We start from the raw sequence: 26960 nt of genomic DNA, 5'->3' as shown, positions 1-26960 counted from the left end.
CCTTACTTCGGCTGCGGCTTGCGCACCGACAGGTGCAGCTCCCTCAGCCGCGTCTCCTCCAGCTCCGTCGGCGCGCCCATCATCAGGTCCTGGGCGTTGCCGTTGAGCGGGAAGGCGATCGTCTCGCGGATGTTCGGCTCGTCCGCGAGGAGCATGACGATGCGGTCGACACCCGGGGCGATGCCACCGTGCGGCGGGGCGCCGAAGCGGAGCGCGCGCAGCATACCGGCGAACTCGCGCTCCACGGTCTCGTCGTCGTAGCCCGCGATGTTGAACGCCTTGAGCATGATGTCCGGCTCGTGGTTCCGGATCGCGCCGGAGGACAGCTCGACACCGTTGCAGACGATGTCGTACTGCCAGGCCAGGATGTCCAGCGGGTCCTGGTTCTCCAGGGCCTCCATGCCGCCCTGGGGCATCGAGAACGGGTTGTGCGAGAAGTCGATCTTCCCGGTCTCCTCGTCCTTCTCGTACATCGGGAAGTCGACGATCCAGCAGAAGCGGAAGACGTTCTCCTCGAAGTGCCCGGCCCGCCTGGCGGCCTCGACCCGCACCGCGCCCATGATCTTCGAGACCTCGTCGAACTCGCCCGCGCCGAAGAACACCGCGTGCCCGGCGGCCAGCGAGAGCCGCTTGGTCAGCTCGGCCACGTTCTCCTCGGTGAGGAACTTGGCGATCGGGCCGGTCAGCGAGCCGTCCTCCGCCACCCGCACCCAGGCGAGACCCTTCGCGCCCTGCGAGACGGCGTAGTCACCGAGCTGGTCGAAGAACTTGCGGGGCTGCGCCGAGACGTCCGGCACCGGCAGCGCGCGCACGTGCTTGCCCGCGAACGCCTTGAACTCCGAGCCCTGGAAGATGTCGGTGATGTCGACGAGCTCCAGCTGGGCGCGCAGGTCCGGCTTGTCGGAGCCGTACTTCAGCATCGCCTCGCGGAACGGGATCCGCGGGAACGGGGAGGTCACCTCGCGGCCGCCGCCGAACTCCGTGAACAGCTCGGTCATCAGCTTCTCGATCGGCTGGAAGACGTCCTCCTGCTCGACGAAGCTCATCTCGACGTCGAGCTGGTAGAACTCGCCCGGCGAACGGTCCGCGCGGGCGTCCTCGTCGCGGAAGCAGGGCGCGATCTGGAAGTAGCGGTCGAAGCCGGAGATCATCAGCAGCTGCTTGAACTGCTGCGGGGCCTGCGGGAGGGCGTAGAACCTGCCCGGGTGGATGCGGGAGGGGACGACGAAGTCGCGCGCGCCCTCCGGGGAGGTCGCCGTCAGGATCGGCGTGGCCATCTCGTTGAAGCCGAGGGCCACCATCTTGTGCCGGATCGCCGAGATGACCGCCGTCCGCAGCATGATGTTGCGGTGCATGCGCTCGCGGCGCAGGTCCAGGAAGCGGTACTCCAGGCGCCGCTCCTCGTTGACCCCGTCCTCGGTGTTGATGGTGAAGGGCAGCGGCTGGGCCGCGCCGAGCAGCTCGACCTCGCCGACCTCGACCTCGACCTCACCGGTCGGCAGGTCCGGGTTGACGTTCTCGGCGCCACGGGAGACGACCTGGCCGTCGACGCGGACCGTCGACTCCTTGGTCAGCTTGTCGAGGGCCTCGTACGCGGGCGTGCCGGGGCGGGCGACGAGCTGCGTGATGCCGTAGTGGTCGCGCAGATCGATGAAGAGGATGCCGCCCAGGTCGCGCCGATTGTGCAGCCAGCCACTCAGCCGGACGTCGGTGCCGACGTCAGAGGCGCGGAGCTCGCCGCAGGTGTGGGACCTGTACCGATGCATCGTCGTTCATCCAGCCTTCGCAGATCGGGTCTGTTCCACGGGTTGTTTCACGTGAAACCCTCCCCAGCGTACCGGGCACCCCACGATCGGCTCCCCACTATGAGAGGCCGCTGATCAGTGGCACTCTTCGACCGCCTGTTCTTAAAGTGGGTCAATGCGCACCGGTGAGCCCCTGCCCGCCGTGGGGGAGGTCCTCGCCGCCCTCGCGACCGGCCTGTGGCGTTGGGACAACACCGCGGGGCTCGTCACGCTGGATGCCGAAGCCGCGCGGCTGGTCGGGCTGCCCGCCGAGGCGGCCACCGTCACGGAGGCCGGCATCCGCTCCCGCTTCCACCCCGTCGACTGGAACGAGATCGACGGCATCGTCCAGCTCGCCGTCGCCGAGGGCACCCTGGCCGAGGCCCGGCTGCGGATCATGGACGAGCACGGCCGGGTCATCCGGACCGTGCGCAGCCGCTCCAAGCCGACCGTCGACCCGGCCACCGGGGCGTACGAGCTGGTCGGCACCCTCCAGGAGGTGACCGAGCCGCCGCCGGGCGCCGCCGCCCGCACCCCGGTCACCGGCGACTGGCGCCGCTCCCGGGAGGCGTTCCTGCTGGACGCGGGCCGTGCGCTGGCCGAGGCGCGCTCCACGGCCGAGGTGCTGCGGGTCGCGGCCGGCCTGTCCATGCCCGGTTTCTCCCCGGACGGCCTGGCCGTCTTCGGTGTGGAGGGCGACCGGCTGACGATCATCGGCCACCACGGTCACCAGCCCGGTGACGAGGGACCCTTCTCCCACATGGCCCTCGCCACGGACTACCCGGCCGCCGAGGTGGTCCGCACCGGCCGCGCGGTCTACCTCTCCTCCCCCGAGGACTACAAGTCGCGCTACCCCGTCAGCTGGCCGCTCGCCCAGCGCTTCGGCCGCCGGTCCTGGGCGTTCCTGCCGCTGACGGTGGCCGGCCGCACGATGGGCGCGTGGATGGCGGCCTTCGCCTACCCGGTGGCGTTCACGCCGGACGAACGCTCGGTCCTGACGACGGTCGCGCGGATGCTGGCGCAGGCCCTGTCCCGGGCGGGCACCGCGGAGTCGGAACGGGAGCTGACGGACGGGCTCCAGCGCTCGATGCTCCCCACGCTCGGCCCCCGCATACCGGGCATGAGCGTCGCCGCCCGCTACGTCCCGACCGGCGGCGGCCTCCAGGTCGGCGGCGACTGGTACGACATGATCCCGCTGCCCGGGGGCACCTCCCGGACGGAGTCCGGGGGAGGCCGCTTCGCCCTGGTGATCGGCGACGTCCAGGGCCACGACGTCCGGGCGGCGGGCCTGATGGGCCAGCTCAGGATCGCGCTGCGGGCGTACGCCTCGGAGGGCCACCGCCCGGACGCGGTCCTCTCCCGCGCCTCCCGCTTCCTGCACGGCATGACGTACGGCGACGAGGACCCCGCGGACCTCCGCTTCGCGACCTGCCTGTACGTGGAGGTCGACCCCACCACCGGCATCCTGGACGTCGCCCGCGCCGGGCATCCCGACCCGGTGATCCGGATGGCGGACGGCACGGTCCTCACCCGCCCGACGGCCGGCGGGCTCCCGCTGGGCATCGACCCGGACGCCGACTACCCCACCACCCGGATCGTCCTGGAACCCGCCGAGACCCTGCTGATCTGCACCGACGGGCTGATCGAGACCGGCGGCCACGACATGGAGACCGGCTGGAAACGCCTCCGCACGGTCCTGGAGAGCCACGAAGGCGACCTGGAGGAACTCGCCGACGCCCTGGTCCAGGCGGTGCACGGCCCGTCCTCCCACCACACCACCGGCCCGCTGGCCGACCGCCGCGAGGACGACATCGCCGTCCTGCTGCTGTGCCGGCAGGGGGAGGGCTGCGGCTGCGGCGACACGGTGACCGTCCGCCCCACGGTCCGGCGCACGATGCTGTCGGTGGCCCAGGCGGAACCGGAGCGGGTGGCGGTGGCCCGTCAGCAGCTGCGGGAACTCCTGCACGACTGGAGGTCGGCGGACCAGGTCGACTCGGCGGTCCTGCTGCTCTCCGAGACACTGACCAACGTCCTGGTCCACACCGACGCGGACGCGCTGCTGCTGGCCGAGGTACGGGGCGGACCCGGCACCCGCCGGATACGGGTCGAGGTCACCGACACCAGCGACGACCTCCCCCACAAGCGCAGCCCGGGCGAACTCGCGTCGTCCGGCCGGGGTCTGGTCCTGATGGACCTGCTCGCGGACGTGTGGGGCGTGGACCCCCGGGGCGAGGACAAGAGCATCTGGTTCGAGCTCTACGAGACCTCGGCCGACTCCGCCGGGCCGGCCACGCAATAGCGCGTCCGCGGTTCGCGCACGACCCCGAAGGCGGCAAATCGCCGAAAGGGAAGCAGATGCGCAGAATCGATGCCTCTGTCCACGATCGGGTGAACATCCTTGCCATGGACGTGAGTTGCCTCTCCGCGTCCCTAGATTCCGAGGCGGAGGTGAGGCTCGATGAACGAGCAGAACAACACGCCGCCGAAGCAGTCGGCGGAACAGCGGCAGGACGCGATCGACATCAACGACTTCGTGTTCGCGGCCACGGGGGCGCGGATGCGGCGGCTGACGCTGCCGGACGGGACGCACTGGTTCCCGGCGATGGATGTGGCAGGGAACCTGGGCTACGCCAATACACGAGATGCCGTGCACAGCATGGTCTCGCACCATCACGCAACAACGCTGGGCGATATTGCGCGAAGCGTCGGCCAGAGCGACGCAACGCGCAATATGGCAGGTCACGGCCTTCGCAAGACGATGCGGATGGTGAACCTGCAGGGTCTCGTCCAACTGGTCAACGGCTGCACGAAACCGGAGGCCCAGCCCTTCAAGACCTGGGTCTCCGACGTCATCGCCACGCTTCAGCGCGAGGGTTCCTACTCTCTGGAACCGTCCCCCGTACAACCCGCCCCCACCGGCACAACCGCGTACGTCATGCCCGAGCAGGTGGCCGACGCCCTCGTCCGGCTCGAAGAGCGCAACATGCGGATGGACGAGAGGCTGGCGGCCTTCGCCGGGGAACGCAACGACCTGCTGCGCCAGATCACTCACAGCCTGAAGGACATCGCCGAGGTCCTCAAGCATCCCGCAGCAGGCGATTCCCCGGCCGCCCCGGCACCGAAGCTGACGGCACAACAACTCCTGGCCACCTGGAAGGCGAAGAACCTCGTCGTCACCGAAGACGTCCACGCGGTCGCGGCCTGCCTCGCCCCGGCGCTGGTGCGGGGCGAGGCAGGTCACCGCATCGAGGAGATCGCCGACCGCACGGGCTTGACGCACGACCGCGTCCACGACTGTCTGCGGATGCTGCTCAAGCGGGGCTGCATGCGCCAGGCCGCCTGCACGGACGACGGGGCGCCCGTCTACGTGCTGCCCTGACGCCCTGGTCGAACCGGCATGAGCGGGCCCGAAGCCACAACCCGAACTTGCGGCTTCGGGCCCTGTCGTACCGTATCGCCCTCTGAGCCCCTACAGCCCGCCCTCGGTCATCCCGTGCACCGCCGGGATCGTGCCGAGGCGGCCCTTCTGGAAGTCGTCGAAGGCCTGCTGCAGCTCGTCGCGGGTGTTCATCACGAACGGGCCGTAGTGGGCCATCGGCTCACGGATCGGCCGGCCGCCGAGGAGGACGACCTCCAGGTCCGGCGTGTGGGAGTCCTGCTTCTCGTCCGCGCGGACGGTCAGCGAGGAGCCCGCGCCGAACACGGCCGTCTGGCCCAGGTGGATCGGCCTGCGCTCGGCGCCCACCGCTCCGCGGCCGGCCAGCACGTACGCCAGGCCGTTGAAGTCCTCGCGCCACGGCAGGGTGATCTCGGCGCCCGGAGCCAGCGTCGCGTGGACCATCGTGATCGGGGTGTGCGTGATGCCGGGGCCCTGGTGGCCGTCCAGCTCACCGGCGATGACCCTGAGCAGGGCGCCGCCGTCGGGGGAGGCGAGCAGCTGGACGGTGCCGCCGCGGATGTCCTGGTAGCGGGGCGCCATCATCTTGTCCTTGGCCGGCAGGTTCACCCACAGCTGGAGGCCGTGGAAGAGACCGCCGGACATGACCAGGTGCTCCGGCGGGGCCTCGATGTGGAGCAGGCCGGAGCCGGCCGTCATCCACTGGGTGTCCCCGTCGGTGATGGTGCCGCCGCCGCCGTTGGAGTCGTGGTGGTCGAAGATGCCGTCGATGATGTAGGTGACGGTCTCGAAACCGCGGTGCGGGTGCCACGGGGTCCCTTTCGGCTCCCCAGGCTGATAGTCCACCTCGCCCATCTGGTCCATCATGATGAACGGGTCCAGGTGGCGGTAGTTGATCCCGGCGAACGCCCGGCGCACCGGGAAGCCCTCGCCCTCGAAACCGCTCGGCGCGGTCGTGACGGTGAGCACGGGACGGGCCGCATCGTCCGCGGGTGCGGCGACGCGCGGCAGCGTCAGCGGGTTCTCGACGGTCACTGCAGGCATGTCGGTACCTCCTTGTGCTCCGAGTTTAGTTGAGCGTTGAACTTCCTGCCACTCCCAACGGAGACAGCCCGGCGGGCATTCCCGCCGGACCGCCGGGCCGTCGAGCCGCCGGACCGTCGGGCCACCGGGCCGTGGAGCCACCCGGCGGCGGACGCGAACAGCACCGGAGGCCGGTGCGGGACACCGGCCTCCGGGATCACTCAACCAGGGCCGGGCGGCCACCCGGCCGCCCATGGAGGACCGGCCGCTAGCCGTACATCCGCCGCATCGCGAACTCCACCATCTGCTCCACGGCCTTCGCGTCGAAGACCATGCGGTGCTCGCCCTCCATGTCGAGGACGAAGCCGTACCCGGTCGGGAGCAGGTCGATCACCTCGGCGCCGGTGATCACGAAGTACTTGGACTCCTTGCCCGCGTACCGCCGCAGCTCCTTGAGCGAGGTGAACATCGGGATCACCGGCTGCTGGGTGTTGTGCAGGGCGAGGAATCCGGGGTTGTCACCGCGCGGGCAGTAGACCTTCGAGGTCGCGAAGACCTGCTGGAAGTCCTCGGCGGTCACCTGCCCGGTGGTGAAGGCGCGCACCGCGTCCGCGAGCGAGGGCGGGGACGGCTCCGGGTACAGCGGCTGCTGCTGCCCGTAGCCGCCGGACATGGGCTGCTGCGGCGGGGCGTACTGCTGCTGAGCGGCGCCGCCGTCCATGTGCTGGCCGTATCCGTACATGCCCGCAAGAGTACCGAGAGGACACTGCGAAGCGGCACGGCACAGGCAATCACAGCAAGGGGACACGGCCATGCACGGACACCGGCACGACGAAGAGGTCCACGAGCACGACAGGGGGCTCTCCCACGACCTTCCCGTCCTCGCCCGCCGCAGGATGATCCGGCTGTTCGCCGGGGCGAGCCTGGTGCCGCTGGCGGGCTGCTCCGGCGAGGACGGCACCGGCTCCGCCGCGAGGGGCGGCCCGTCGGGCGCCGCCACCGGCGGCTCGTCGGACAAGGCCGCCTCCGCGTCCCCGGCCGAGTGCGCGGCCATCCCCGACGAGACCGCCGGCCCCTTCCCCGGCGACGGCTCCAACGGCGTGAACGTCCTGAAGGAGAGCGGTGTCGTGCGCGCCGACATCACCTCCAGCTTCGGCGACTCGGCGGGCGGCACCGCCGAGGGCGTGCCCCTGACCCTCACGCTCACGGTGGTGGACGCGGCCTCCGGCTGTGCCGCCCCGAAGCGGGGCGCCGCCGTCTACGTGTGGCACTGCGACCGGGACGGCAACTACTCCCTGTACTCCGAGGGCGTCACGGACGAGAACTACCTGCGCGGCGTCCAGGAGACGGACGACAAGGGCCAGGTCACCTTCACCAGCATCTTCCCCGCCTGCTACCCGGGCCGCTGGCCGCACGTCCACTTCGAGGTCTACGGCAGCCTGGCAGACGCCACGGCGGCCACGTCCCTCACGAACACCTCGCAGCTCGCGCTGCCGAAGGACGTCTGCGAGAGCGTGTACGCGACGGACGGGTACAGCAGGTCGGCCACCACTCTGGGGCAGCTGGCGCTGGAGACGGACGGCATCTTCGGCGACGGCCACGCGCGGCAGCTGGCCGCCGTGACGGGCGATGTCACCCAGGGTTACACCGCGGCACTGACGGTTCCGGTGTGACCTGTCACAGATGACCGTGCGGGGTTGCTTCTTATTACCGGCGGGTAGCATCATCGTAGCTACTTGTTGGTACGTGAACTAGGTGCGAGGAGAGTCAGTGCCTCGCCGACCCGCTACGGAGCCGTCGCCATGGGGCACTACAAGTCGAATCTCCGCGACATCGAGTTCAACCTCTTCGAGGTCCTCGGGCGCGACAAGCTGTACGGGACCGGTCCGTTCGCGGAGATGGACACGGACACCGCGAAGAGCATCCTGGAGGAGCTGACGCGCCTCTCGGAGAACGAGCTGGCGGAGTCCTTCGCCGACGCCGACCGCAACCCGCCGGTCTTCGACCCGGAGACGAACACCGCGCCCGTACCGGCGTCCTTCAAGAAGAGCTACCAGGCCTTCATGGACTCCGAGTACTGGCGCCTGGGCCTGCCCGAGGAGATCGGCGGCACCACCGCGCCCCGCTCGCTGATCTGGGCCTACGCGGAGCTGATCCTCGGCGCCAACCCGGCCGTGTGGATGTACTCCTCCGGCCCGGCCTTCGCGGGCGTCCTCTTCGACGAGGGCAACGAGACGCAGAAGCACATCGCGAAGATCGCCGTGGACAGGCAGTGGGGCTCCACCATGGTGCTCACCGAGCCGGACGCCGGCTCGGACGTGGGCGCCGGCCGCACCAAGGCCGTCCAGCAGGAGGACGGCTCCTGGCACATCGAGGGCGTGAAGCGCTTCATCACGTCCGGTGAGCACGACATGTCGGAGAACATCCTCCACTACGTGCTCGCGCGTCCCGAGGGCGCCGGCCCCGGCACCAAGGGCCTGTCTCTCTTCCTCGTGCCGAAGTACCTGTTCGACTTCGAGACCGGCGAGCTCGGCGAGCGCAACGGCGTCTACGCGACGAACGTCGAGCACAAGATGGGCCTGAAGGCGTCCAACACCTGCGAGATGACCTTCGGCGACCGCCACCCCGCCAAGGGCTGGCTGATCGGCGACAAGCACGACGGCATCCGCCAGATGTTCCGGATCATCGAGTTCGCGCGGATGATGGTCGGCACGAAGGCGATCTCCACGCTGTCGACGGGCTACCTGAACGCCCTGGAGTACGCCAAGGAGCGCGTCCAGGGTCCGGACCTCGCCAACTTCATGGACAAGACCGCGCCCAAGGTCACCATCACCCACCACCCCGACGTCCGCCGCGCGCTGATCACGCAGAAGGCGTACGCGGAGGGCATGCGCGCCCTGGTGATGTACACCGCCGCCGTCCAGGACGAGATCCAGGTCAAGGAGACGAACGGCGAGGACGCCTCCACCGAGCACGCCCTCAACGACCTGCTCCTGCCGATCGTGAAGGGCTACGGCTCCGAGAAGGCCTACGAGCTGCTCGCCCAGTCCCTGCAGACCTTCGGCGGCTCCGGCTTCCTCCAGGAGTACCCGATCGAGCAGTACATCCGGGACTCCAAGATCGACACCCTGTACGAGGGCACCACCGCGATCCAGGGCCAGGACTTCTTCTTCCGGAAGATCGTCCGCAACCAGGGCGCGGCCCTGAACTCCCTCGCCGAGGACATCAAGAAGTTCCTGGCGCTGGGCACGGGCGGCGAGGAGCTGGCGGGCGCCCGCGAGCACCTGGCCAAGGCCGCCGTCGAGCTGGAGGCCATCGTCGGGCTGATGCTGACCGACCTCGCGGCCACCGAGCAGGATGTCAAGAACATCTACAAGGTCGGCCTGAACACGACCCGTCTGCTGATGGCCTCCGGTGACGTCGTCGTCGGCTACCTGCTGCTGAAGGGCGCCGCCATCGCCGCCGAGAAGCTGGAGACGGCCTCCGCGAAGGACAAGGCGTTCTACACCGGCAAGATCGCGGCGGCGAAGTTCTTCGCGGCGGAGGTCCTGCCCGGTGTGACCCTGGCCCGCAAGGTCGCCGAGGGCGTCGAGCTGGACCTGATGGAGCTGGACGAGGCCGCGTTCTGAGCCTCGCCCCCGTCCGGGCAGCCCCGACGAAGGCCGCTTGCGCTGACGAAGGCCCGTTTCCCCGCGAGGGGGAGCGGGCCTTCGCCCGTCGTTAAGGTGAACCCATGAGCGAACCCTCCCGCTTCGACCGCGGACTCACCGATGACCTGATGTCGTTCCTGGCGGCCTCCCCCTCGCCGTACCACGCGGTGGCGAACGCGGCCGAGCGGCTGGAAAAGGCCGGTTTCCGGCAGGTCTCGGAGACGGACGCCTGGGACGCGGAGACATCAACAGGCTCCGCCCTCGGCAGCGGCGGCCGGTACGTGCTGCGCGGCGGGGCGATCGTGGCCTGGTACGTCCCCGAGGGCGCCGCGCCGCACACGCCGTTCAGGATCATCGGCGCGCACACCGACTCCCCCAACCTGCGGGTCAAGCCGCTGCCCGACACGGGAGCGCACGGCTGGCGTCAGGTGGCCGTGGAGATCTACGGCGGGCCGCTGCTGAACTCATGGCTCGACCGCGACCTCGGCCTGGCCGGCCGGCTGACCCTGCGGGACGGCTCGACGCGCCTGGTGAACGTCGGCCGGCCGCTGCTGCGGGTGCCCCAACTCGCCATCCACCTGGACCGTTCGGTGTCGTCGGAGGGCCTCAAGCTCGACAAGCAGCGGCATGTGCAGCCCGTCTGGGGTCTGGGCCGCGATGTGCGGGACGGCGACCTGATCGCCTTCCTGGAGGAGGAGAGCGGGATCGGCGCGGGCGAGGTGACCGGCTGGGACCTGATGACGCACCCCGTGGAGCCGCCGGCCTACCTGGGCCGCGACAAGGAGCTGGTCGCCGGGCCGCGCATGGACAACCTGCTGTCCGTGCACGCCGGGGTGGCCGCGCTGGCGGCGGTCTCCGGGAGGCCGGACCTGCCCTGCATCCCGGTCCTCGCCGCCTTCGACCACGAGGAGAACGGCTCGCAGTCGGACACCGGCGCGGACGGGCCGCTGCTCGGCGGGGTGCTGGAGCGTTCGGTGTTCGCGCGCGCAGGCTCGTACGAGGACCGGGCGCGCGCCTTCGCGGGCACCGTCTGTCTGTCCTCCGACACCGGCCACGCGGTGCACCCCAACTACGCGGAGCGGCACGACCCGACGCACCACCCGCGCGTCAACGGCGGCCCGATCCTCAAGGTCAACGTCAACAACCGCTACGCCACGGACGGTTCGGGCCGCGCGCTCTTCGCCGCCGCCTGCGAGAAGGCGGACGTGCCCTTCCAGTCCTTCGTCTCCAACAACTCCATGCCCTGCGGCACCACGATCGGCCCGATCACCGCGGCCCGCCACGGCATCCGCACCGTCGACATCGGCGTGGCGATCCTGTCGATGCACAGCGCCCGGGAGTTGTGCGGCGCGGACGACCCGCATCTGCTGGCGAACGCGCTGACGGCGTTCCTGCGGGGATAGGTCCCGTCCCGGAACGGACCGGCACGGCATGGGGGTTGACAGCCGGGGTACACGCAGTTTCGGACCGGAACGACCGGACCGGACAGGGAGGCAACACTCATGGGCCTCGGCGGATGCATCATCCTCATCGCCGTGGGAGCCATCCTCACGTTCGCGACCGACTGGGACATGGAGGGTGTCAACCTCGACCTGGTCGGCATCATCCTGATGGTCGTCGGGCTGATCGGCGTCAGCACGTTCAGCAGCATCGCCCGACGCAGGCGGGTCGTGGTGCCGCCCGCGACGCCGGTCGTCGAAGAGGAACGGCGCACCACCCGCAGGGACGGCTACAGCGACGGCTACGGCGTCTGACGTCTGGGCGGATACACGACAGCGCGCCGGAGCCCGGACACTCGGGCCGGAGCGGCACAGGACCCCCGGCACGGCATGCACAGGGCAAGCAGCACCACCTTGAGCATTCCGTGACCGGTGGCGTCTTGTGCCGTTGTGCGAATATCACGCAGATACTGCCGCCCGGGGGCGCGGACACGGACCAGGTTCACCCGGCTCCGGCGGTCACGTCAGCGCGTGGCCGGTGGTGGCGTCCACGTGGTCCGGTACGTCGTCGTGGCGGTCGCCGACCGTGAGGGTGCCCGTGGGCTCGAAGAGCAGGAGCGCGGTCGGCCGCGGGGCGTACGGCTTGTGCTCCGTGCCGCGCGGGACCGTGAAGACCGAGCCCTTGGGCAGGACGACCGTGCGCTCGCCCGCCGCCTCCCGCAGGGCGATGTGCAGTTCGCCGTCCAGGACCAGGAAGAACTCGTCGGTGTGGTCGTGCACGTGCCACACGTGCTCGCCCTCCACCTTCGCGAGACGGACGTCGTAGTCGTTGACGGCGGTGACGATGCGCGGGCTCCACCGCTCGGTGAAGGAGGCGAGGGCGTCGGACAGCGCGATGGGTTCCATGGGCTCATCGTGCGGGGTGCCCGGGTCGCCGTACGAGTGCTAGAAATCGCATATGCCGAAAGGATCCTCGCAGCCGCACACCGTGGTCCTGCTCGTGGACCAGAACTCCAACCCCTTCGAGATGAGCTGCGCGATCGAGATCTTCGGGCTGCGCAGACCCGAACTGGGCCGTGAGCTGTACGACTTCGCCCTGTGCGCCGCCGGGCCGAAGACCCGGATGCGGGACGGGTTTTTCACGCTCACCGGCGTCGCCGGTCTGGAGGCGGCCGACGCGGCGGACACCCTGATCGTGCCGAACCGGCCCGACACCGACACCCCGCGCGACCCGCGCGTCCTGGACGCCGTGCGTCGGGCCCACGCGCGTGGCGCCCGGCTCGTGGGCTTCTGCTCCGGCGCGTTCACCCTTGCCGAGGCCGGGCTGCTGGACGGGCGGCGGGCGGCCTGCCACTGGATGTGGGCGGAGTCCTTCCGGACACGGTTCCCGGGGGTCCGGCTGGAATCCGACGTGCTGTTCGTCGACGACGGCGACATCCTCACCGCGTCGGGCAGTGCCTCGGCCCTCGACCTCGGCCTTCATGTCGTACGACGGGACCACGGAGCCGAGGTCGCCAACCACGTCTCCCGGCGGCTGGTCTTCGCCGCGCACCGGGACGGCGGCCAGCGGCAGTTCGTGGAGCGTCCGGTGCCGCACGTGCCCGACGAGTCGCTCGGCCCGCTGCTGGCGTGGGCGCAGGAGCGGCTGGGCGAGCCGCTGACGGTGGCCGGCCTGGCGGCGCGCGCGGCGGTGTCCCCCGCGACCCTGCACCGGCGCTTCCGCGCCCAGCTGGGCACGACGCCGCTGGCCTGGCTGACGGGGGAGCGCGTGGCCCTGGCCTGCCGGCTGATCGAGCGCGGGGAGGAGCGGCTCGACGTGGTGGCGGCGAGGAGCGGGCTGGGGACGGCCGCGAACCTCCGCGCCCGGGTGCGGCGCGAGACCGGGCTCAGCCCGTCGGCCTACCGGCGGCGTTTCGGACCCGGTGGCGGGGAAGCCCTGGTGTCATGAGATTCCTCGTGCGCGACCGGCTCCTCGGCATCGGTGACGACTACTGGATCGAGGACGACCACGGCAACAGGGTGTTCTTCGTCGACGGCAAGGCGATGCGGCTGCGGGACACCTTCGAGCTGAAGGACACCCAGGGGCGCGTCCTCATCGACATCCGCCAGAAGATGTTCGCCCTCAGGGACACCATGGTGATCGAACGCGAGGGCGAACCGCTCGCGACGATCCGGCGCAAGCGGCTGTCGCTGCTGCGCAACCACTACCGGGTCGCCCTGGCGGACGGCCGCACGGAGCTCGACGTCAGCGGCAAGATCCTCGACCGCGAGTTCGCCGTCGAGTACGACGGCGAACTCCTCGCCGTCATCTCCCGCCGCCGGCTGAGCGTGCGGGAGACCTACGGCGTCGACGTCGTACGCGACGACGCGGACCCGGCGCTGCTGATCGCGGTGGCGGTGTGCGTCATCCACCTGGCGGAGAAGGAGCGGGAGGACTAGTGCCGAGGGGTGTCCAGTCCGAGCACCCGGTCCTTGAGGGCGGGGAACTGTTCCCGGGTCGTCGCGACCTTCGCCGGGTCGAGGTCCACGGTGAGGGTCTCGGCGCCGGCGCCCGCCTCCGCCAGGACCTCGCCCCACGGATCGACCACGATCGAGTGACCCGCCTGCGGAACTCCCGCGTGCGTCCCGGCCGTTCCACACGCGAGCACGAACGCCTGGTTCTCCACCGCCCGCGCCTGAGCCAGCAGCGTCCAGTGCGCCCGGCGGCGCTCCGGCCAGCCCGCGGGGACGACCAGGGTCTCGGCGCCGGCGTCGACGAGACCGCGGAAGAGTTCGGGGAAACGGAGGTCGTAACAGGTGGCCACACCGAGGACGGTCTGCGGCAGGCGGACCGTCACCAGTTCGCGCCCCGCGCCCATCAGCACGGCCTCGCCCTTGTCGAAGCCGAAGCGGTGGATCTTGCGGTAGGCGGCGGCCAGGTCCCCGGAGGGCGAGAAGACGAGGGAGGTGTTGTAGAGGGGCCCCTCCGGGTCGCGCTCCGGGATCGAGCCCGCGTGCAGCCACACGCCCGCGTCGCTCGCCGCCTTCGCCATCGCCTCGTACGTGGGCCCTTCCAGTGGCTCCGCCTCGCGCGCGAACTCCTCGAAGGCGAAGGCCCCGGTGGTCCACAACTCCGGCAGGACGACGAGGTCGGCACCGGCCTGACCGCGTACCAGCGCGGCCACGCGCCGCCGTCGGGCGTCGACCGATTCGCCCTCGTCGACGGAGACTTGGATCAGAGAGGCGCGCACACTACCACCGTCCTGGCATTCGAGCCGTCCACCCGGGCCTACGATCGTCACACGAAAGCACTGCCGGGGTGCCTCGGAGCAGCGTAACTTAGCGTCTCAAGACACCCGCCGACAGCCATCTCCCGCAGGCAACGCCGCCGCCACAACCGCCCAGTACCGACCGCCGAGGGGTCCCGTTTCCGTGAGTCTGCATCCCACTCTCCAGCCCTACGCCGACGCCTGGACCCACTCCATCGAAGCGATATCCGAGCTGGTGCTGCCGCTTGTGGAGGGGGAGTGGAACCGGCGCACCCCGTGCCCCGGCTGGTCGGTGCGGGACGTGGTCTCCCATGTCATCGGCCTGGACTGCGAGATGCTCGGCGACCCGCGCCCCATCCACACGCTGCCGCGCGACCTGTTCCACGTCACCAACGACCACCAGCGCTACATGGAGATGCAGGTCGACGTCCGGCGCCACCACACGGCGCCCGAGATGACCTCCGAGCTGGAGTACGTGGTCATCCGCCGCAACCGCCAGCTGCGCAACGAGTCGCGCGACCCGGGCACCAAGGTGCGCGGCCCGCTGGGCACGGAGCTCACGCTCGAGGACGCCATGCGCGGCCACGCGTTCAACGTGTGGGTGCACGAGCAGGATCTGCGTACCGCGCTGGGGCGCCCCGGCAACCTCGACTCCCCCGGCGCGCACGTCGCCCGTGACGTGCTGCTCGCCGCGCTCCCCGACGTCGTCGCGGTCAAGGCCGACGCCCCGCGCAGCTCCGCGATCGTCTTCGACGTGCACGGGCCCATCGAGTTCCTGCGCACGATCCGCGTCGACATCCAGGGCCGCGGCACCCTCGAGTCCACCCCGGCCCTCGGCCCCGCCGCCACCCTCACCCTCGACTGGGAGACCTATGTCCGGCTGGCCTGCGGGCGCGTGAGCCCGGAGCAGGCGGCGGACCGGGTGAAGGCGGAGGGGGATCCGGCGCTCACGGGTGCGATCCTGCGGAACTTCGCCGTGACGCCGTAGCGGGCGTCACGGGGGCGCAGGGCGGGCATTCACGGTGCCGCCGTAGCGGGACCTTCGGGTGCCGGCCGGTGCGTCCGGCCCGTCCGGCGTTCGAGGACGAGGCCGTGCGGGCCGGGGCGGAGCGCTGGGGGCGGCAGGCCCCCAGAACGCCCGTACGGACACCGGGTCGCTACGCGGGGACGTGCACCGTCTCCACCCGGCTGGCGACCCGCCGCTCCCGCTCCCGACGAGCCGTGCGCTTGCGCAGCCGCAGAATCTGGCTGACCCCGACCGCCTGCAGGACGAAGACCGCCGAGAACGCGACGCGGTAGTCGTCCCCGGTCGCGTCCAGCAGCACGCCGATCGCGAAGAGCGTCGTCATCGAGGCGACGAAGCCTCCCATGTTCGTGATCCCGGAGGCCGTCCCCTGCCGCTCCGGCGGATTCGCCGGCCGCGCGAAGTCGAACCCGATCATCGACGCGGGCCCGCACGCCCCCAGCACCGCGCACAGCACGATCAGCAGCCACCTGGGCGCGTGGTCGCCGGGGTAGGCCAGCGTCACCGCCCACATCAGCGCCGTCGCTCCCACGGTTCCCAGCGCCAGCGGCAGCCGGGCCCCGTGGTGCCGGGCGACGAGCTGTCCGTACACCAGCCCGATCATCATGTTCGACAGCACGACGAGGGTCAGCAGTTCGCCCGCCGTGGCCCGCGACAGTCCCTGCGCCTCGACCAGGAACGGCATCCCCCACAGCAGCAGGAACACCATCGCCGGGAACTGGGTCGTGAAGTGCACCCACAGCCCCAGCCGCGTCCCCGGCTCGCGCCAGGACGCGGCGATCTGCCGTCGCACGTACGCGGCCCCCTGGTGCGGGAACGGCTGCGGCTCGTGCCCCTCGGGGTGGTCCTTCAGGAACAGCAGCACAAGCACCAGGGCGACGACACCGGCGAGCGCGCTGCCCGCGAAGGCCGCCGTCCAGCCGACGCCGTGCAGCAGCCGCGCCAGGACGAGGGTGGACACCAGGTTCCCCGCCATGCCGATCAGTCCCGCGAACTGGGCGACCATCGGGCTGCGCCGGGCCGGGAACCACCGGGTGCCGAGCCGCAGTACGGCGATGAAGGTCATCGCGTCGCCGCAGCCCAGCAGCGCGCGCGAGGCGAGGGCCATGCCGTACGAGGGGGAGAACGCGAACCCGAGCTGTCCGGCCGTGAAGAGGACCGCGCCCAGGCCCAGCACCTTCTTCGTGCCGAGCCGGTCGACCAGCAGACCGACGGGTATCTGCATGCCCGCGTAGACGAGGAGCTGGAGGATCGAGAAGGTCGACAGCGCCGAGGCGTTCACCTGGAAGCGGTCGGCCGCGTCGAGGCCGGCGACCCCCAGGGACGTACGGAAGATGACGGCGACGAAGTAGACGGAGACGCCGACGCCCCACACGGCCATCGCGCGCCGGCCGCCCGGCGGGTCACCCGGCACGGTGACGGACGACGGGTTCACCGGACCTCACCCCGCGCCAGGTGCGAGAACCAGCCGACGTGCCGGTGGACGACGTCGACCGCGGCTTCCGCGTCCCCGGAGCGCAGCGCGTCGAGGATCTCCTCGTGCTCGGTCAGGGTCTTGGCGATCCGGTCGGGGTGGGAGTGCAGGACGGCGACGCCCATACGCAGTTGCCGGTCGCGGAGCTGGTCGTAGAGCCGGGCGAGGATCGCGTTGCCGCCGCTGCGGACGATCTCGGCGTGGAAGCTGCGGTCGGTGACGGCGGCTCCGGCCAGGTCACCGGCGGCGGCCTGGGCCTTCTGCTGCGCCAGCAGTGCCTCCAGCCGCTCGATGAGCCCGGCGGGCGGCGGTACGGCCTTGCGGGCCGCGTGTTCCTCGACCAGGAGCCGGGTCTCGACCACGTCCGCGATCTCCTGGGCGGAGACCGGCAGGACGAGCGCCCCCTTCTTCGGGTAGAGCTTGATCAGCCCTTCCGCCTCCAGCCGGAGCAGCGCCTCGCGCACGGGTGTGCGGGAGACGCCGACGGCCTCGGCGAGTTCGCCCTCGGTGAGCAGGGTGCCGCCTTCGTAACGGCGGTCGAGGACGCCCTGTTTGACGTGGGTGTAGACACGGTCGGCGGCGGGAGGGTGCTTCACGGCCAGACTCATGCGGACATCATAGATACAACACGTACGCATCCTGGAGCCGCGTCCGGCATGCGGGACAAGGGCGGTGCCCATGACACGAAAGGGGGACCTTCCGGCAAAGATCCCCACTACGGTCCAGCGGCGGCACAACCTTCTGTGCTACTTACGTGTCACACACCTGCGGCCCCACTTTCCTCGCCACACCTCAACCAGGCCGCATTTCACGGGCATTCGAGACAATCGGGGTATCTCAGTTGATAACCGGCATCAAGAAGGACGGCTTCCAGGTCGTCCGCTTCCGCCGAGCCGCCGCTGTCACCGTGACCGTCGGCGCCGTGCTCGCGACCGGAGCCCTCACCGCGGCCCCCGCGCAGGCCGTCACCGCGCCCACGATCGTCGCCAAGGGCGGCTACGTGATGAACAACGCGAACGGCGCGGGCCTGTACAGCAAGGCCGCGACCACCAGGCGCTCCACCGGCTCCACGACGAAGATCATGACCGCGAAGGTCGTGCTCGCGCAGCCGAACCTGAACCTCGACACCAAGGTCACGATCCAGAAGGCGTACAGCGACTACATCGTGTCGAAGGGCGCCTCGTCCGCCCGTCTGATCGTCGGTGACAAGGTCACCGTCCGCCAGCTCCTGTACGGGCTGATGCTGCCCTCGGGCTGCGACGCCGCGTACGCGCTGGCCGACAAGTTCGGCTCGGGCACCACGCGCGCGGCCCGCGTGAAGTCGTTCATCGGCAAGATGAACGCCAACGCGAAGAGCCTCGGGCTGACGAACACGCACTTCGACTCGTTCGACGGCATCGGCAACGGAGCGAACTACTCCACGCCGAAGGACCTGACGAAGCTCGCCAGCAGCGCGATGAAGAACTCCTCGTTCCGCACGATCGTGAAGACGAAGGCGTACACCGCGAAGACCATCACCAAGACGGGCAGCACCCGCACGATGGCCACCTGGACGAACACGAACACCCTGCTCTCCAGCTACAGCGGCACGATCGGCGTGAAGACCGGTTCCGGCTCCGAGGCCGGGTACTGCCTCGTCTTCGCCGCCACCCGCAACGGCAAGACGGTCTACGGCACGGTCCTCTCCTCCACCAGCGCCACCCAGCGGGAGACGGACGCGAAGAAGCTGCTCAACTACGGCTTCGCGAAGCTCGGCTGACAGCGACGCGCGCGTCCTACGCGGGACGTACGGATGAAGGGCCCCTCGCCGCCTGCGAGGGGCCCTTCCCCCTGTGCCTGTGACGCACCGATCCCCCGCCCCGGACGCCTTACCGTCTCCGCATGACCGAGTCCTCATATCTCGCGGCGGTCCGGGAGTCGTACGACACCGTCGCCGCCGCCTACGCCGAACTGATCAGGCCGCCCGCGGAACTGGACCCCCTCTCCCGCGCGTTGCTGGCCGCGTTCGCCGAGACCGTGCGCGGGGCCGCCGGGGCCCGGTCGCCGACCTCGGCTGCGGTCCGGGCCATGTCACGGCGTACCTGGCCGGGGCGGGCGTGGACGCGTTCGGTGTCGACCTGTCACCGGGAATGATCGAACTGGCCCGGCGGGCCCACCCCGCCCTGACGTTCGGCGTGGGCTCGCTCACCGCCCTTGACATCGAGGACGGCACCCTCGGCGGCATCCTGGCCTACTACTCCACCCACCACACCCCACCGGAACTCCTGCCCCGCGTCTACGCCGGGTTCCACCGCGCCCTCGCCCCCGGCGGCCACCTGATGCTGGCCGGCCACGTGGGAGACGACGAACGCGTCAGCCCCACCCGGGCGTACGGCGGCCTTCCCGTCTCCTACGAGACCTACCTGCTTTCCCCGGACCGACTCGCGGACCTGCTCACGAGGGCCGGACTGACCGTCACCGCGCGGGTCGTGCAGGAGCCGGGGGAAGGAGCGAAGAGACGCGTCGCCACGCTGCTGGCCCACAAACCCGGCGGCTGAGGCGCCGGTACCGGCAGATCCACGTGCCGGCCGTCATGGCCCCCGCCCGGGACGGGGGCCACCGGCACCTCACGCCCAGGTGATCAGGCGCTTCGGCTGTTCCAAGACCGCCGCCACGTCCGCCAGGACCTTCGAGCCCAGTTCCCCGTCCACCAGGCGGTGGTCGAAGGAGAGGGCCAGGGTCGTCACCTGACGGGGCTTCACCTTGCCCTTGTGGACCCAGGGCTGGAGCTTGATCGAACCGACCGCCAGGATCGCGGACTCGCCGGGGTTGAGGATCGGCGTGCCCGTGTCGACGCCGAAGACGCCGACGTTGGTGATCGTCACCGTGCCGCCCTGCATGGCCGCGGGAGACGTCCTGCCCTCGCGCGCGGTGGACACCAGCTCGCCCAGCGCCCGCGCCAGTTGCGGAAGCGTCTTGGCGTGCGCGTCCTTGATGTTCGGGACGATCAGGCCGCGGGGGGTGGCCGCCGCGATGCCCAGGTTGACGTAGTGCTTGACCACGATCTCCTGGTTCGCCTCGTCCCAGGACGCGTTGATGTCCGGGTTGCGCTTGATCGCGACCAGCAGTGCCTTGGCGATCAGCAGCAACGGGTTGACCCGCAGGCCCTGGAGCTCCTTGTCCTGCTTGAGCTCCTCGACCAGCTTCATCGTCCGGGTGACGTCGACCGTCACGAACTCCGTGACGTGCGGCGCCGTGAACGCCGAGCCGACCATCGCCGCCGCCGTCGCCCTGCGGACGCCCTTGACCGGGATGCGGGTCTCCCGCGCACCGTCGGACGTGACGACCGGCGCCGCGGGCGCGGACACGGCGGGCTCCGCGACCGGCTCGGGGGCCGGCTCAGGCGGAGCCACCGCCGCGTGCACGTCCTCCCGCGTGATGACGCCGTCCGGGCCGGACGGGACGACCGTCGCGAGGTCGACGCCCAGGTCCTTGGCCAGCTTGCGCACCGGCGGCTTGGCCAGCGGGCGGGCCCTGACCGCGCCCACCGCGCCCCCGTGGCCGTTCAGCTCCGACTGGATCGCCGTCGACGCCTCCTGGACCGGGATCTCCGGGCCCTTGCGGGGGCGCCGCTTGGTCGAGGAGGCCGCCACGCCGTAGCCGACCAGGACCGGCTGGCGGCCGGAGCCTTCCGGCCTGGGCTGCCGCGGCTCCTCCTGCTTCGGCACCTCGGGCTTCGACACCTCGGGCTTCGGCAGCTCCGCGGCCGCGCCGCCGCCCGCCACGTCCACCGCGATGATCGACGTGCCCACGTCCACCGTGGTGCCCTCGGGGAAGCGGAGTTCCCGTACGACGCCGTCGTAGGGGATCGGCAGCTCCACCGCCGCCTTCGCGGTCTCCACCTCGCAGACCACCTGGCCGTCCGTCACCGTGTCGCCGGGCTGGACGTACCACTTGAGGATCTCTGCCTCGGTGAGCCCCTCGCCCACGTCGGGCATCTTGAACTCGCGTACGGACGCTTCCGTCATCGTCGTCACGACCCTCTCCTCAGTACGCCAGGGCACGGTCGACGGTGTCGAGCACCCGGTCCAGGCCCGGCAGGTACTCCTCCTCCAGGCGGGCCGGCGGATACGGGGCGTGATAGCCGCCGACCCTGAGCACCGGGGCCTCCAGATGGTAGAAGCAGCGCTCCGTGATCCGGGCGGCGATCTCCGCGCCCGAGCCGAAGAACACCGGGGCCTCGTGGACCACGACCAGACGGCGGGTCTTCTCCACCGACGCCTGGATGGAGTCGAAGTCCAGCGGGGAGACCGAGCGCAGGTCCAGGACCTCCAGGGACTTGCCCTCCTCGGCGGCGGCGTCGGCCACCTCCTGGCAGAGCTTCACCATCGGGCCGTAGGCGACGAGGGTCAGGTCGCTGCCCTCGCGGACCACGCGCGCCTTGTGCAGCGGGTCCGGGATGGCCTCCTTGCTGACCTCGCCCTTGTCCCAGTAGCGGCGCTTCGGCTCGAAGAAGATCACCGGGTCGTCGCTCTGGATGGCCTGCTGCATCATCCAGTAGGCGTCCGACGAGTTCGACGGGGAGACCACCTTCAGGCCCGCCACGTGCGCGAACAGCGACTCCGGGGACTCGGAGTGGTGCTCGACCGCGCCGATGCCGCCGCCGTAGGGGATGCGGACGACGACCGGGAGCTTGACCTTGCCCAGGGAGCGCGCGTGCATCTTCGCCAGCTGGGTGACGATCTGGTCGTAGGCCGGGAAGACGAAGCCGTCGAACTGGATCTCCACGACCGGGCGGTAGCCGCGCAGGGCGAGGCCGATCGCCGTGCCGACGATGCCGGACTCGGCGAGGGGGGTGTCGATCACGCGGCTCTCGCCGAAGTCCTTGTGCAGGCCGTCCGTCACGCGGAAGACGCCGCCGAGTCTGCCGACGTCCTCGCCCATGACGAGGACCTTGGGGTCGGCCTCCAGCGCGGTGCGCAGCGATTCGTTGATCGCCTTCGCGAGCGCCATGGTGGTGGTTGTCGCGGCCGTGGATGTCGCGGCGTTCGGTGTCACGGTGCCGGCCATGTCAGTTACCCCCCTCTTCCTCGGCGAACGACGCCTGGTAGGCGGCGAACTGCGCTCGCTCCTCGTCGACGAGCGTGTGTCCGTCCGCATACGCGTGCTCGAAGATGGCGAAGCGGTCGGGGTCCGGCATGGACCGGACCGCTTCGCGCACTCGCCTGCCCAACGCCTCGCTCTCCGTCTCCAGTTCCGCGAAGAATGCCTCGTCCGTGTGGTTTGAGGCCTCCAGGTACCGGCGAAGGCGCAGGATCGGGTCCTTCGCCTCCCAGGCGGCCCGCTCGTCGTCGTGGCGGTAGCGGGTGGGGTCGTCCGAGGTGGTGTGGGCACCCATGCGGTACGTGTACGCCTCGACCAGGGTCGGGCCCTCGCCGCCGCGGGCGCGCTCCAGCGCCCACTTGGTCACCGCGAGGCAGGCCAGCACGTCGTTGCCGTCGACGCGGACGCCCGGGAAGCCGTAGCCCTGGGCGCGCTGGTAGAGCGGGACGCGGGACTGCTTCTCGGTGGGCTCGGAGATGGCCCACTGGTTGTTCTGGCAGAAGAACACGACGGGGGCGTTGTAGACCGCGGAGAAGGTGAACGACTCGGCGACGTCGCCCTGGCTGGAGGCACCGTCGCCGAAGTAGGCGATCACCGCGCTGTCGGCGCCGTCCTTGGCGATGCCCATCGCGTAGCCCGTGGCGTGCAGGGTCTGCGAGCCGATGACGATCGTGTACAGGTGGAAGTTGTTGCTGTTCGGGTCCCAGCCGCCGTTGTTCACGCCGCGGAACATGCCGAGCAGGTTGGCCGGGTCGACGCCACGGCACCAGGCGACGCCGTGCTCCCGGTAGGTCGGGAAGACGTAGTCGTCCTCGCGGGTGGCGCGGCCGGAGCCGATCTGGGCGGCCTCCTGGCCGAGCAGCGAGGCCCACAGTCCGAGCTCGCCCTGGCGCTGCAGGGAGGTGGCCTCGGCGTCGAAGCGGCGGGTGAGCACCATGTCGCGGTACAGGCCGCGGAGCTCCTGGGGGGTGATGCCGGCGACGTACTTGTCGTAGGCGGCGCTCTTGACGCGCTTGCCCTCGGGCGTCAGCAACTGGACGAGCTCGGGCTCGCCGTCCCGCGCCTTCCTGGCGGTCGCCGACGGCTTTCTGGCGGTCGTGCGCTTGCCGGCCGTGCTTGTACCGGTCGTACCTGCGCTGCGTCGCGGTGTGCGCGCGGCAGTGCTCTCCACGGTCACGTGTGCTCCTCCGTCGGTCCGGCTACCCGGGTTCGCCGGGTGCCAGTGCGGCTCACCTGTGGCCCACGGACGCACGGGGTGGGTGCGGCTCGTTGGGGAACAGGCGTGACAGGTGCCCCGGCGAGCGCCCTGCAAAATGCACGTTACCCAGTGCTCCACATTTCTGTGAAACCCCTCCTGACCTGCGATTTTGCTTGGATATCCAAGTAAATTCGCGAAATCGGGAACAGTTCCTGGTCACAGCCTTGCAGGGGGCCGGAACAACGGCACGTTATCCCGGTGACCCACGTCACGGGAAGAGTCCGCCGACGGCGAGACCACACGTCCTGCCTAACGCCGACCGCACGCGCGAGGACGGAGCCACTTCGGGCACGAACCGTGAACGAAAGCGACTGACTGTGACAACCCGCAGCTCAGAGGCGTCTCTCGTGCCCTAGCATCGGGCAGCGTGCCGCGCTCTTGTGTACCACCCCCCGTGTCCCACGCGCCCCCACTGGGCGCCGTCCTCCGCCAGTACACCGCCGGGTCCGCCCTCACCTGCGAGCCCGTCGACCAGGGACTGCTCAACCGCGGCTACCGCCTGTGCACGACCCGTGGGCGCTACTTCCTCAAGCACCACTTCGACCCGGAGACCGCCGATCCCGCCGCGATCGCCCGCCAGCACCGGGCCACCCAGCGGCTGGCCGACCTGGGCGTCCCGGTGGCCCCGCCGCTGACCGGCCGGGACGGCCGTACGGTCGTCGTCGTCGGCGGCCACACCTACGCCCTGCATCCCTGGATCGACGGCCGCCACCGCCACGGCGGCCAGCTCACCACCGCCCAGTGCGGACGGCTCGGGGCGCTGCTCGGGGTGGTGCACGCGAGCCTGGAGCGCGTGATGCCGACGCAGGCGCGGGCGCGCGTACTGCTGCCGGCACAGGCGACGCGGGTGCGGGCACCCGTGGGCCCAGGAGCCTCAGGGGGTCCCGGGCGACCGGCCGGCGCCCTGCACCCCGCCGCCAGTCCCGACCCCGCCGACACCTTCGCCCTCATCGACCGGCTGCTCGCCCGGGTGCGCCGCCATCACCCCGCCGACGCCTTCGACGAGCTGGCCCGGCACCGGCTCCTGGAGCGGCGGGCGCTGCTGGAGCGGCACGCCGACCGGCGGCCTCCGTGCGGGGGCCCGGTGGGCTGGGTGCACGGGGACTTCCACCCGTTCAACCTGCTCTACAAGGGGGACGCCCCGGCCGCGATCGTCGACTGGGACCGGCTCGGCGTGAAACCCCGCGCGGAGGAGGCGGTACGCGCCGCCGCGATCTTCTTCGTCCTGCCCGTCGGCGCCCTCGACCTGCCGAAGGTACGGGCCTACGCGCGCGCGTACCGGCGGGCGGCCGGGGCCACGCCCTCGCAGCTCGCGGCGGCCGTGCACCGGGTGTGGTGGGAGCGCCTGAACGACTTCTGGATGCTGCGCTGGCACTACGAACGCGGCGACACCCGCGCGGATCCGCAGTTCCCGGCGGCCTCGGCGCTCGCCGTGTGGTGGACGCGGGAGTACGACGCGGTCTGCGACGCGTTCGCGGACTGAGCCGCCCAGTTCGCGGAGTGCCTCGCCCATAGGAAGGCAGTGCCCATCGGATGCCCATCGGAGGGTCCGTCACACAAGCACGCGCGCGTGCGGCCCGTTTCGGGGTCGCACGCGCGCGTGACGGTGTGGGCCGCCGTGGTCAGCCCTCTTCGCCGCCCCCGGTTCCGCCGTTGCCCGTGACGCCCCCGAGGGTGTCAGGGCTCTCATCCACCGGATCGTCCGACGGGGTCACCGGATCCGACGGCGTCACCTCGTCCGTCGGCTCCGAAGGCGTCACCTCGTCCGTCGGCTCCGTGGTCGGGTCCTCCGTCACCGGCTGCGACGGCGTGTAGGACGGCGTGTACGAGGGCGTGTAGCCCGAACCGGACCCCGTGCCCGTGCCGTCGTCCGTGGTCGTGTCGGTGGGCTCGTCGCTCGGGTCGTCGCTCGGCGTCTCGCTGGCCGTCTGCTTGTCGGCGGTCGGCGAGGTGGTCGGCGACTTCGTGGTGCCGGTGCCGCCGCCCTCCCCGGTGCCGCCCTGGAGCGCCAGCGCCACACCCGCCGCTATGGCGACCACCGCGAGCACGGCGAGGATCCACAGCTTGCCGCGGCCGCCGCCCCGGTTGCCGTGCCCCTCGAAGCCGCCGTCGTCCCCGCCGCCGTAGCCGGCGGGCAGGATCTGCTGCGGGATCTGCGTGGTGCCGGAGGCGTCGCCGCCGGCGTGTCCCATCACGGCCGTACCGGCGAGGCCCGCCGCCGGGGCGTGCCGGCCGTCGTGCGTGTCGACGGGGCCGGTGTTCCAGGTGCCGGTGTGGCCGCCCTGCTCGTACAGCATCTGCAGGCCGTACTGGATCAGCCCGCGCATCTCCTCGGCCGTCTGGAACCGGTCGTCCGGCTCCTTGGCGAGCGAGCGCATGACGAGACCGTCGAGCTCCGGCGGGACGGCGTCAGAGACCTCGGACGGGGGCGTCGGGATGTCCTGGACGTGCTGGTAGACGACCGACAGCGGGGTCTCGCCGGTGAACGGCGGACGCAGCGCGAGAAGCTCGTAGAGGAGACAGCCCGTGGCGTACAGGTCGGAGCGGTGGTCGACGGCCTTGCCGAGGGCCTGCTCCGGGGAGAGGTACTGCGGGGTGCCCATGACCATGCCGGTCTGCGTCATCGTCGTGGACGCCCCGTGCAGGGCGCGGGCGATGCCGAAGTCCATCACCTTCACGGCACCGTTGTGCGTGATGATGACGTTGGCGGGCTTGATGTCACGGTGCACGATGCCGTGCTGATGCGAATAGGCGAGCGCCTCCAGGACACCGGAGACGATGATCAGGGCCTGCTCGGGCCCGGGCGCCTCGGCGTTGAGGAGAAGGTCGCGGATCGTCCGTCCTTCGACGATCTCCATCACGATGTACGGCACGGACTGGCCGCCCACGAAGTCCTCGCCGGAGTCGTACACGGCGACGATCGCGTGGTGGTTGAGTCCGGCCACCGACTGGGCCTCGCGCGTGAAGCGGGCCTTGGAGACGGGGTCCTCCGCGAGGTCGGCGCGCAGCAGCTTGACCGCCACGGTGCGCCCCAGGCGCACGTCCTCGGCCGCGAACACCTCGGCCATGCCGCCCCGGCCGAGTCTGCGGGTCAGCCGGTACCGGCCGTCCCCGACTAGCCCGCCGTTACCCCACATTTCCGGCGCATCTGACATCCCGCCGCCAGTCGCCTCGGGGTCGGACGGGCCCTGAGCGCGCTGCTGCTGTGCCATCAGTCCTCGCCGTCGTTTCTGCCCGCGGTGCGCGCGGTGTTGTTACGGTCTCCGTCGGCCACGCTACAGCCTCCGCGCAAGCCGCCGGTCCGGGAAGGCCCCGGGGACCGGTCCGAGACGGACCGGCCATCAAACCCGTACTCCCTGCCGGCGTGCAAATCCTGTGCAGCGGCCGTACGTCCGCTGTAACGCTTGCGCGACGCTTCCTTCGCGTACGGTCACGGAACGGGCACCGAGCTTGACGTGTCAGTGCCCTCGGGCAGACTTGGCCGGGAATAGCGCATTGGATCAACGACTTCTCGGGATCCTGCCGGGATCGACGACTCGGCACAACGGCACGCGCCGGCGCCTGAAAGGCTTTGGGGGACG

General features: G+C 70.8%; 22 protein-coding genes and 1 pseudogene. 12 read left to right on the top strand and 11 right to left on the bottom strand.

All coding sequences use genetic code 11. From position 1 onward, the window contains the following. Positions 1–2: 2 nt before the first annotated feature. Positions 3–1766 (bottom strand): aspartate--tRNA ligase, encoded by a 1764-nt coding sequence (gene aspS, locus ACWD0J_RS07095; protein ID WP_451494740.1) that lies wholly within the window; start codon positions 1764–1766, stop codon positions 3–5. Positions 1767–1920: 154 nt separating this feature from the next. Here aspS and ACWD0J_RS07090 point away from each other — a divergent pair, with 154 nt between their 5' ends. Together ACWD0J_RS07090 and ACWD0J_RS07085 are read left to right on the top strand one after the other, a co-directional pair. Further along, a complete protein-coding gene (locus ACWD0J_RS07090) occupies positions 1921–4083 on the top strand; it encodes a SpoIIE family protein phosphatase (protein ID WP_451494739.1) in 2163 nt (720 codons plus the stop codon). A gap of 159 nt (positions 4084–4242) precedes the next feature. Continuing rightward, positions 4243–5163: a BRO-N domain-containing protein gene (locus ACWD0J_RS07085; RefSeq protein WP_451494738.1), complete on the top strand. Its 921-nt coding sequence runs from the start codon at positions 4243–4245 to the stop codon at positions 5161–5163. Positions 5164–5253: 90 nt separating this feature from the next. On the opposite strand, the gene ACWD0J_RS07080 is transcribed toward ACWD0J_RS07085, so the two are convergent. Both ACWD0J_RS07080 and ACWD0J_RS07075 read right to left on the bottom strand, forming a co-directional pair. Beyond that, positions 5254–6225 (bottom strand): pirin family protein, encoded by a 972-nt coding sequence (locus ACWD0J_RS07080; RefSeq protein WP_451494737.1) that lies wholly within the window; start codon positions 6223–6225, stop codon positions 5254–5256. 247 nt (positions 6226–6472) lie between these two features. Then, the gene (locus ACWD0J_RS07075) at positions 6473–6946 is read right to left on the bottom strand and encodes an SseB family protein (protein ID WP_451494736.1); all 474 of its coding nucleotides are present in this window, start codon (positions 6944–6946) and stop codon (positions 6473–6475) included. A 70-nt stretch (positions 6947–7016) separates the two neighbouring features. On the opposite strand from ACWD0J_RS07075, the gene ACWD0J_RS07070 reads away from it, so the two are divergent. From ACWD0J_RS07070 to ACWD0J_RS07055, 4 genes are all read left to right on the top strand, one after another. Then, on the top strand, positions 7017–7877 hold the full coding sequence (locus tag ACWD0J_RS07070) for an intradiol ring-cleavage dioxygenase (protein ID WP_451494735.1): 861 nt from the start codon (positions 7017–7019) through the stop codon (positions 7875–7877). 129 nt (positions 7878–8006) lie between these two features. Further along, the gene (locus ACWD0J_RS07065) at positions 8007–9833 is read left to right on the top strand and encodes an acyl-CoA dehydrogenase (protein ID WP_451494734.1); all 1827 of its coding nucleotides are present in this window, start codon (positions 8007–8009) and stop codon (positions 9831–9833) included. 104 nt (positions 9834–9937) lie between these two features. Further along, positions 9938–11257, top strand: coding sequence for a M18 family aminopeptidase (locus ACWD0J_RS07060; RefSeq protein WP_451494733.1), 1320 nt, complete (start codon positions 9938–9940; stop codon positions 11255–11257). 99 nt (positions 11258–11356) lie between these two features. Continuing rightward, entirely contained in the window at positions 11357–11608 is a 252-nt protein-coding gene (locus tag ACWD0J_RS07055) for a DUF6458 family protein (RefSeq protein ID WP_451494732.1), read from the top strand. Between the two features lie 204 nt (positions 11609–11812). Here ACWD0J_RS07055 and ACWD0J_RS07050 read toward each other — a convergent pair whose 3' ends face one another. Then, positions 11813–12199, bottom strand: coding sequence for a cupin domain-containing protein (locus ACWD0J_RS07050; protein ID WP_451494731.1), 387 nt, complete (start codon positions 12197–12199; stop codon positions 11813–11815). A 52-nt stretch (positions 12200–12251) separates the two neighbouring features. On the opposite strand from ACWD0J_RS07050, the gene ACWD0J_RS07045 reads away from it, so the two are divergent. Together ACWD0J_RS07045 and ACWD0J_RS07040 are read left to right on the top strand one after the other, a co-directional pair. Beyond that, positions 12252–13241, top strand: coding sequence for a helix-turn-helix domain-containing protein (locus ACWD0J_RS07045; protein WP_451494730.1), 990 nt, complete (start codon positions 12252–12254; stop codon positions 13239–13241). Continuing rightward, positions 13238–13732 (top strand): LURP-one-related/scramblase family protein, encoded by a 495-nt coding sequence (locus ACWD0J_RS07040; protein ID WP_451494729.1) that lies wholly within the window; start codon positions 13238–13240, stop codon positions 13730–13732. Before ACWD0J_RS07045 ends, ACWD0J_RS07040 begins: the two co-directional genes overlap by 4 nt. Here the strand turns inward: ACWD0J_RS07040 and ACWD0J_RS07035 are convergent. After that, positions 13729–14523, bottom strand: coding sequence for a carbon-nitrogen family hydrolase (locus tag ACWD0J_RS07035; protein WP_451494728.1), 795 nt, complete (start codon positions 14521–14523; stop codon positions 13729–13731). The genes ACWD0J_RS07040 and ACWD0J_RS07035 overlap by 4 nt on opposite strands. Before the next feature lie 181 nt (positions 14524–14704). On the opposite strand from ACWD0J_RS07035, the gene ACWD0J_RS07030 reads away from it, so the two are divergent. Further along, positions 14705–15529 (top strand): maleylpyruvate isomerase family mycothiol-dependent enzyme, encoded by an 825-nt coding sequence (locus ACWD0J_RS07030; protein WP_451494727.1) that lies wholly within the window; start codon positions 14705–14707, stop codon positions 15527–15529. Positions 15530–15698: 169 nt separating this feature from the next. Here the strand turns inward: ACWD0J_RS07030 and ACWD0J_RS07025 are convergent, their stop codons facing one another. Together ACWD0J_RS07025 and ACWD0J_RS07020 are read right to left on the bottom strand one after the other, a co-directional pair. Continuing rightward, positions 15699–16946 (bottom strand): MFS transporter, encoded by a 1248-nt coding sequence (locus ACWD0J_RS07025; RefSeq protein ID WP_451494798.1) that lies wholly within the window; start codon positions 16944–16946, stop codon positions 15699–15701. A 50-nt stretch (positions 16947–16996) separates the two neighbouring features. Next, positions 16997–17647 carry a GntR family transcriptional regulator gene (locus ACWD0J_RS07020; protein ID WP_451494726.1) on the bottom strand — a complete coding sequence of 217 codons (651 nt, stop codon included), beginning with the start codon at positions 17645–17647 and terminating at the stop codon, positions 16997–16999. Positions 17648–17880: 233 nt separating this feature from the next. On the opposite strand from ACWD0J_RS07020, the gene ACWD0J_RS07015 reads away from it, so the two are divergent. Next, entirely contained in the window at positions 17881–18798 is a 918-nt protein-coding gene (locus ACWD0J_RS07015) for a D-alanyl-D-alanine carboxypeptidase family protein (protein ID WP_451494725.1), read from the top strand. A 122-nt stretch (positions 18799–18920) separates the two neighbouring features. Next, positions 18921–19576: pseudogene (locus ACWD0J_RS07010) on the top strand (class I SAM-dependent DNA methyltransferase). Between the two features lie 69 nt (positions 19577–19645). Here the strand turns inward: ACWD0J_RS07010 and ACWD0J_RS07005 are convergent. Genes ACWD0J_RS07005 through pdhA form a run of 3 tightly spaced genes read right to left on the bottom strand, consistent with a single transcriptional unit; the run spans position 19646 to position 23298 of the window. After that, positions 19646–21055, bottom strand: a complete 1410-nt coding sequence (locus tag ACWD0J_RS07005; protein WP_451494724.1) for a dihydrolipoamide acetyltransferase family protein — start codon at positions 21053–21055, stop codon at positions 19646–19648. A gap of 10 nt (positions 21056–21065) precedes the next feature. Further along, positions 21066–22031 (bottom strand): alpha-ketoacid dehydrogenase subunit beta, encoded by a 966-nt coding sequence (locus tag ACWD0J_RS07000; protein WP_451494797.1) that lies wholly within the window; start codon positions 22029–22031, stop codon positions 21066–21068. 58 nt (positions 22032–22089) lie between these two features. Continuing rightward, positions 22090–23298 (bottom strand): pyruvate dehydrogenase (acetyl-transferring) E1 component subunit alpha, encoded by a 1209-nt coding sequence (gene pdhA, locus ACWD0J_RS06995; RefSeq protein WP_451494723.1) that lies wholly within the window; start codon positions 23296–23298, stop codon positions 22090–22092. 475 nt (positions 23299–23773) lie between these two features. On the opposite strand from pdhA, the gene ACWD0J_RS06990 reads away from it, so the two are divergent. Beyond that, positions 23774–24862, top strand: a complete 1089-nt coding sequence (locus ACWD0J_RS06990) for a phosphotransferase (RefSeq protein ID WP_451494722.1) — start codon at positions 23774–23776, stop codon at positions 24860–24862. Positions 24863–25001: 139 nt separating this feature from the next. Here ACWD0J_RS06990 and ACWD0J_RS06985 read toward each other — a convergent pair whose 3' ends face one another. Continuing rightward, positions 25002–26591, bottom strand: coding sequence for a protein kinase domain-containing protein (locus ACWD0J_RS06985; protein WP_451494721.1), 1590 nt, complete (start codon positions 26589–26591; stop codon positions 25002–25004). Between the last annotated feature and the right edge of the window lie 369 nt (positions 26592–26960).

The organism is Streptomyces sp. NPDC003011 (genome assembly GCF_053591515.1).
Note: the sequence above shows the minus strand (reverse complement) of the source record. Positions and strands in the feature narration are given on the sequence as shown.